This is a genomic window from Escherichia sp. KTE172, assembly GCF_000408845.1.
GTDB lineage: Bacteria > Pseudomonadota > Gammaproteobacteria > Enterobacterales > Enterobacteriaceae > Escherichia > Escherichia coli.
In genome coordinates, this window is record NZ_KE137316.1 from 2,134,545 (window position 1) to 2,141,014 (window position 6,470).

Annotated in this window: 5 protein-coding genes and 5 pseudogenes; 6 read left to right on the forward strand and 4 right to left on the reverse strand. The window is 49.5% G+C overall.

Features of this window, described 5'->3' with window-relative positions:
- Positions 1-46 precede the first annotated feature (46 nt).
- From tnpA to G434_RS13615, 3 genes are read left to right on the forward strand one after another with little or no spacing between them, the layout of a single operon-like run.
- Entirely contained in the window at positions 47-451 is a 405-nt protein-coding gene (tnpA, locus tag G434_RS13625; RefSeq protein ID WP_000839179.1) for an IS66-like element accessory protein TnpA, read from the forward strand.
- A complete protein-coding gene (tnpB, locus tag G434_RS13620; protein ID WP_000612626.1) occupies positions 448-795 on the forward strand; it encodes an IS66 family insertion sequence element accessory protein TnpB in 348 nt (115 codons plus the stop codon). The genes tnpA and tnpB overlap by 4 nt, the downstream gene beginning before the upstream one ends.
- 48 nt (positions 796-843) lie before the next feature.
- Positions 844-2,382, forward strand: coding sequence for an IS66-like element ISEc22 family transposase (locus tag G434_RS13615; protein WP_001530845.1), 1,539 nt, complete (start codon positions 844-846; stop codon positions 2,380-2,382).
- Positions 2,383-2,387: 5 nt separating this feature from the next.
- On the opposite strand, the pseudogene G434_RS13610 reads toward G434_RS13615, so the two are convergent.
- Positions 2,388-2,948: pseudogene (locus G434_RS13610) on the reverse strand (phosphoethanolamine transferase domain-containing protein); the annotation flags it as partial.
- A 188-nt stretch (positions 2,949-3,136) separates the two neighbouring features.
- Positions 3,137-3,394 (reverse strand): hypothetical protein, encoded by a 258-nt coding sequence (locus G434_RS13605; RefSeq protein WP_000116006.1) that lies wholly within the window; start codon positions 3,392-3,394, stop codon positions 3,137-3,139.
- Between the two features lie 733 nt (positions 3,395-4,127).
- On the opposite strand from G434_RS13605, the pseudogene G434_RS0125285 reads away from it, so the two are divergent.
- Positions 4,128-4,507: pseudogene (locus G434_RS0125285) on the forward strand (GTP-binding protein); the annotation flags it as partial.
- A 252-nt stretch (positions 4,508-4,759) separates the two neighbouring features.
- Here G434_RS0125285 and G434_RS27505 read toward each other — a convergent pair.
- Positions 4,760-4,997 (reverse strand): annotated as a pseudogene (locus tag G434_RS27505) (winged helix-turn-helix domain-containing protein); the annotation flags it as partial.
- Positions 4,998-5,302: 305 nt separating this feature from the next.
- On the opposite strand from G434_RS27505, the gene G434_RS13595 reads away from it, so the two are divergent.
- Positions 5,303-5,644 (forward strand): FxLYD domain-containing protein, encoded by a 342-nt coding sequence (locus G434_RS13595; RefSeq protein WP_001049880.1) that lies wholly within the window; start codon positions 5,303-5,305, stop codon positions 5,642-5,644.
- A 298-nt stretch (positions 5,645-5,942) separates the two neighbouring features.
- Here G434_RS13595 and G434_RS31100 read toward each other — a convergent pair.
- Positions 5,943-6,089: pseudogene (locus G434_RS31100) on the reverse strand (IS3 family transposase); the annotation flags it as partial.
- Positions 6,090-6,145: 56 nt separating this feature from the next.
- Here G434_RS31100 and G434_RS13590 point away from each other — a divergent pair.
- Positions 6,146-6,470, forward strand: a pseudogene (locus G434_RS13590) (transposase); the annotation flags it as partial.

Below are 6,470 nucleotides of genomic sequence, written 5' to 3' on the forward strand. Positions count from 1 at the left end.
AAATTCCTGAGAGAATAGTGGACACCAAATATGGTGGACGCTATCCATGAAATCATTAACCGCAGTGCGTAAAAAAAGCCCTAATTATCCCGTTGAGTTCAAAATCAAAATGGTTGAACTCTCGCATCGACCAGAGATCTCCGTAGCGCAACTCGCTCGTGAGCATGGGATCAACGATAATTTGCTGTTCAAGTGGCGCCAGTACTGGCGCGAAGGAAAACTACGTCCTCCTTCAACAACAGAAAACAACGTGCCTGAGCTGCTCCCGATAACTCTTGATGCCGAAGATGTTGTCCCTACAACCTCCCCCCGGTCACAACCTGTAGCTGCTGCGACACCTGAATCACTCAATATCAGCTGTGAAGTGACGTTCCGGCACGGATCACTCCGTCTGAATGGTGCCATCAGCGAAAATATCCTGAACCTGCTGATACGGGAGCTCAAACGTTGATCCCATTACCATCAGGGACAAAGATCTGGCTGGTCGCTGGCATCACCGATATGAGAAACGGCTTCAACGGCCTGGCGGCAAAGGTGCAGACGACGCTGAAAGACGATCCGATGTCAGGTCACGTTTTTATCTTCCGTGGGCGTAATGGCAGTCAGGTAAAGCTCCTCTGGTCTACCGGCGATGGACTGTGTCTGCTGACCAAACGGCTGGAGCGCGGCCGCTTCGCCTGGCCGTCAGCCCGGGATGGCAAAGTGTTCCTCACACCGGCACAGCTGGCGATGCTGCTGGAAGGTATCGACTGGCGGCAGCCTAAAAGACTGCTTACGTCCCTGACTATGTTGTAAGCCTCTTTATCCTGGTCGACGCTGAATGAGCCTGGTAATATACCCGGTATGAGCAGCTCACTTCCTGACGATATCAATGCACTGAAACGTCTCCTTGCCGAACAGGAGGCGCTGAACCGTGCCCTGCTGGAAAAGCTGAACGAGCGTGAACGCGAAATAGACCATCTGCAGGCACAGCTGGATAAGCTGCGCCGGATGAACGTCGGCAGCTGCTCCGAAAAAGTCTCCCGTCGTATCGCACAGATGGAAGCTGACCTGAAGGCACTTCAGAAAGAAAGTGATACCCTTACCGGTCGGGTTGACGACCCGGCCGTGCAGCGCCCGCTGCGTCAAACCCGCACCCGCAAACCGTTCCCCGAATCACTCCCCCGCGATGAAAAACGGCTGCTGCCGGCAGCGTCATGCTGCCCGGAATGTGGAGGCTCGCTGAGCTATCTGGGTGAGGATGCCGCCGAACAGCTGGAGCTGATGCGCAGCGCCTTCCGGGTTATCCGGACTGTACGTGAAAAGCATGCCTGTACTCAGTGCGATGCCATCGTGCAGGCCCCCGCGCCTTCACGGCCCATCGAGCGGGGTATCGCCGGACCGGGGCTGCTGGCCCGCGTGCTGACCTCGAAGTATGCAGAGCACACCCCGCTGTATCGCCAGTCAGAAATATACGGCCGGCAAGGTGTGGAGCAGAGCCGTTCACTGCTGTCGGGCTGGGTGGATGCATGCTGCCGGCAGCTGTCTCCGCTGGAAGAGGCGCTTCATGGCTATGTGCTGACTGACGGTAAGCTCCATGCTGATGACACGCCTGTCCCGGTGCTGTTGCCAGGCAATAAGAAAACGAAGACCGGGCGGTTATGGACCTACGTTCGTGACGACCGTAACGCCGGGTCAACGCTGGCGCCGGCGGTGTGGTTCGCTTACAGCCCGGACAGAAAAGGCATCCATCCGCAGACCCATCTTGCGGGGTTCAGTGGTGTACTGCAGGCGGATGCATACGCCGGGTTCAACGAGCTGTACCGGGATGGCCGGATAACGGAAGCCGCCTGTTGGGCTCACGCCCGCCGTAAAACCCACGATGTGCACGTTCGCACCCCGTCAGCCCTGACGGAGGAAGCGCTGAAACGGATCGGCGAACTGTACGCCATCGAGGCAGAGATAAGGGGAATGACGGCGGAGCAGCGCCTTGCCGAACGTCAGTTGAAAACGAAACCGCTGCTGAAATCCCTGGAAAGCTGGCTGCGTGAAAAGATGAAAACCCTGTCGCGACACTCAGAACTGGCGAAAGCGTTCGCATACGCCCTGAACCAGTGGCCGGCGCTGACGTACTATGCAGATGATGGCTGGGCTGAGGCGGACAATAACATCGCTGAAAATGCGTTGCGGATGGTCAGTCTGGGCCGCAAAAACTACCTGTTCTTCGGTTCGGATCATGGAGGAGAGCGGGGAGCGCTGCTGTACAGCCTGATCGGGACGTGCAAACTGAACGGAGTGGAGCCAGAAAGCTACCTCCGCTATGTCCTTGACGTCATAGCCGACTGGCCGATAAACCGGGTCGGCGAACTGCTCCCCTGGCGCGTAGCACTGCCGACTGAATAACACATCCCCGTCAATACGGTTCTTGCTGCACGCTTACGCTGATTCAGTTGTTTATAACGCTGCATTTCACGCAATGTGTCAGTTGTCCCCACAACAGTTCCTTTAACCATCCGCAAAGGCCAGCTGTTTACTGAGCATCATACGAACAGCAGCAGTGCCAGCCAGTTACGGTGACCGCGGTGGTGTGTTCGCCAGAAAATCACCATGAATACCAGAATCGCGGCACTGACCAGAAAATGATAAACAGGAATCATCCCGGTAAACTCCGCTGCCTCATCAGTTGTGGTCTGCAACAACGCGACAATAAAGCTGTTGTTGATTTTACCGTACGTCATACCGGCAGGCGCATACAGTGCACAACAGAACAGAAATAACAGCGCTGTAATGGATGTGAGGGTATTTCTGTGTGCAAGGAGCAGAAGGAGAAACAGAAGCAGCACATTTCCTGTTGCATTCTTCTCAGTGTATCCGCATGCAATTGTGGTTATTGCAGAAACAACAAAAAAGAATAAAAACAATAAAATCCGGGGTGTGTTGCCCGGACAAAACAGTTTTCTGATATTCATCGGAGTATATCGACAACATTATTATGAAGAGAACAGGATAATAAAAATCAGAAATTATCTGTAAAACAAATAACAGACAACTCTGCAGTAATAGACTGCAGGGTATTTCTGTTTAATTGCAGAAGATATTCAATTATCTTAATTACAGAATATACGCAATTATCGTTCAGGAGCAGTGTCGTCAGAAGTTATAAGTCATACCAAGCATGATGGGTTGGTGACCATAAAGAACCAGCTAAAGCTGTACTCCTGTACTCAGTATATACACGACGACTTAATTTCGTTTTCTCTATTTCATGCTCCACTCTTTTTACCGTTTCACTAACATCAGAAACATTTTCAATCACAAAACTCTTACGTTCATAAATAAGCCTGCTTAATGTATTTATATCTAAAAATTTCGCATCAAAAGAATCAATCTGTACTGTTTTTTCTTGTACTGACATCTTCTTTTCCTGGCTGGTATGGCAAGTGACGGAGACAAGAGAAACGTTTTAAGCTCAGTTATCTCCGCCATCACTTTCCACGAATGACAAGTAATTTTGCCTATTTTAAAACCATGCAAAAGGCAGGGTAAAAGGAGAAAATTCGATCGAATCGATCGACAAAATCGATCATACATGATGAAGATTTTTTATCGAATCCATAAAAATAGTGACAGCTAACCGGCGTTGCAGGAACAGTCAGAAATGGGCGTTTGGGAAAGAGCCATAGCACTACGTCGTCGCTGACATAGAGGAACTGTGCTTTGTTGATAAGATCCTTTATACGGCAACCAATCCATTGGACAAAAGATGAACTACGTAATCACCGGGTTCTCACTGACGAAATACAGAAGTTAATGACACAACTGTGCCATGTACCTTGTACAACAGCGGTGGAAAGCTCTCAGAACAATGGAATTGCAGAAAGGTGTTAAAACGATGAAAGCCTTCATACCCAAATCGAATGTAAGAACGGCAGTAAAGACTGAATTGCGTAACCTTGCAGTAGCTCGAGTATTACACTGCATAGTGTGCAGGGTTATCTCCCATTGAGAAAATATCGGCGCCAGCGAATAACGTCACCTTAGATGTAGCAGTTGCCAAATAGTGACTCAAGGGCGGGCTTACCGCATACACTGACACTTAGCGGATCGACAGAATATTATTAGCAGATCATCACTGAACGCTACGTAATTATCGTAATAAAGGCTTTTTCTGGCTACCAGGAAGACCTGACATGGCTCTGCTCTGGAACCAGGCCGCAGGAAGCATCAATCTGGAGTTTATCAGCTACTGGAATTCCGGTGTATTGGCAGCCCCTGATAATCACCTGACCCACGAAGAGCGCTCTGCTTTGCAGAAACTCTGGGGCGGTTTGGAGACAGGAGATGCCATTTAACGATTATAGGACGTTCTGATAAAGCCCATGATTTTACCTCCGCCTTAATTAACTGTTTTCTTTCTGAAGAAAAAATTGTCTGGTGGCAATCAGGTGGCATTTTCCCGGATCCCTGGCCCGCTAATATATCCCGGCTGAACAGACGATTAACGCGATATTGCAAATATGGCATCTGAATCGATCATGATTTGGCGGCATCCATCTCCGTTCACAGTTTGGCATGCTTCCGATCATTGATTGGCATCCAGCCAGTCACTCCGGGAATTAACTCTTTTCACCGCAGTCTCCATTGCCGTGTTTAAACCAATGGAGACGTCAATGTCCAAAAAGAGAATATCCAGGAGCACTATGGATACCTGTTTTAAGATCCTTCAGCTCAAGTTCGACCAGAAGCTGGCTAACCGTTGTATCGGACTTGCAAAACACCAATGGGGATTGATCTCTATTTTGCGACACAGACGCATTATCAATACATCGATGGTGCGATCAAATACCTCAGTGGTCTCACCGTGGATCAAATCCAGCAATTGCTCACAGATTAAGACTCGTCGGGAGTTTTGAGCCAACGCCAGCAGTAACCCATATTCACCTTGAGTGAAATCTACAGGCTGTTGATGAGCATCAACCAGGACGTAACGGTCCGGGATCAAGTGTCCAGCCGTTAAAAAAACCACTCTACTACCCTGCTCGACCTAAGCCTCGGCGTTCAGCCGCCTGAACGGGTATGGCAAGGGTGAAAAGAAACAGCATCCCCACAGTACCGACCAGACGACAGGATGATGCTGGAACAGAAAGCATTCGCACCTCCCTTAGAATTAGACAGTGCGTACAGGATACGTAAGACAGGGTGACGGGGCGGCGATAAACTCTATTTACAAAGCTGAAAATTTTCTGACGATGAAAAACTATTCAACAAGGTTATCTGAGGCGTTAAAATAACCAGCTCGATTAACGACTAACTTGAGGTGAATATGAATTTAAAAAATATAATTTTAAGTACTGTTTTATCAATCGCTAGTTGTCATGCCTTGGCTGTAGGTAATTCTCAAATAGCGCTATCTAACCTTCATGTGGAAAACACCCCAAGTGGGACGAAGGCAATTGTGGGTTATGCTGAAAATAAATCAAACTCTGTTGTCAAAAATGCTTATGTAAAATTTAATCTTTTAAAAGATGGAGTCGTTATCGGTCAAACAATCGACACAGCATCCAATCTTGAACCAGGCCAGAAGTGGAAAATACAAGCCTTCATTAACACCTTTAACGGCAGCCCTGACTCATTCAAAGTCACTGAAGTGAAAGTAGTTAACTGAGTGTGCCACTGACTGCCGCTACAAAAATTATATGGAGGTCCTGGGAAAGGGCAGCTCTGCACCAGGCCGCCATAAAGGAATCAAATACTCTCGTTGTTTATGACACCGAAGAACTTTTATGTGAGATTACCCAGCGGCCCCGAGTTTCCCCTGAAGTCGGTGAGTTGCAGTTTCACCGTGCGGATCGCGTAGTGGACATTTCGCACAAGTCGAAAACCATATGAGAGCGTATGAAAATCACTCTCCTCGGCCCCATCGCCATCAGCATGGCCCGCTGAACAATACAATCCCGCAATGCAGGGCTCCCCAGTGGTCGCTGTTTGCTGTTGCTTTTAGGGATAGCAACATGTTCATGACCACCACGTTTATACCGGTGAGTCGGCTGCTGACAGCTGACCAACCCCAGCTCTTTCATGAGCCTGCCAGCAAACCAGCGTCCCATCTGGTTGAACCGCCCCGGGAATCCTGGAGACTAAACTTCCTGAGAAAGAGGTAAACAGGATGACTAAAAATACTCGTTTTTCCCCCGAAGTCCGTCAACGGGCAGTCCGTATGGTTCTGGAAAGTCAGAGCGAATATGACTCACAATGGGCGACAATTTGTTCCATTGCTCCAAAGATTGGCTGTACGCCGGAGACTCTGCGTGTCTGGGTTCGCCAGCATGAGCGGGATACCGGGGGCGGTGATGGAGGGCTCACCACCGCTGAACGTCAGCGTCTGAAAGAGCTGGAACGTGAAAATCGTGAACTGCGCCGCAGTAACGATATCCTTCGCCAGGCTTCCGCTTATTTTGCGAAGGCGGAGTTCGACCGCCTCTGGAAAAAAT